This window comes from Flavobacterium solisilvae (assembly GCF_012911605.1).
In the GTDB taxonomy this organism is placed as follows: domain Bacteria; phylum Bacteroidota; class Bacteroidia; order Flavobacteriales; family Flavobacteriaceae; genus Flavobacterium; species Flavobacterium solisilvae.
In genome coordinates, this window is the sequence record NZ_JAAMPT010000152.1 from 1 (window position 1) to 549 (window position 549).

The window sequence follows — 549 nt, forward strand, 5'->3', positions numbered from 1 at the left end:
ACCAAGTACAAACCGGAACGTATTGGGTTAGAATAGAAAACAACCTTACAGGCTGTTACATCACCGATAGTTTTGATGTCATCGTAGAGCAACTAGCAGAGCCAAATATCGTAGCATCGACCAATATTGCGTGTGTTGACTTTGGTGAAACAACGGTGAACAATACTTTGATATTAGACAGTCAAGTAACAGGTAATTACACCTTCGAATGGTATGCTGACGGCAACTTGATAGCAGGCGAAACCGGACCAACCTTAACGGTAACCGAAGTAACCGATGCCCAAGTAGAGTTTAGCGTAATAGCGATAAGCAACAGTGCATTACAATGTGCATCCGATACTACGCCAGATAGAACACGCTTTACGGTAATCCGTTCCGGATTGGCATCAAACGTGACTTATACAGTAACCAATGCCTTTAGCGAGCAACAAATCATCACGGTAACTAACGACGGTTATGGAATTTACCATTACAGTCTAGATGATGGACCAATATTGGACAACGGCGGAATATTTACCAATGTACCACTTGGACCACATACAGTTCACG

At 42.8% G+C, this 549-nt stretch carries 1 protein-coding gene; it reads left to right on the forward strand.

What is annotated here, in order from left to right; translation table 11 throughout:
- Positions 1 to 549 (forward strand): hypothetical protein (locus G6042_RS00705; RefSeq protein WP_169522360.1); only part of this gene is annotated, 549 nt, incomplete at both ends.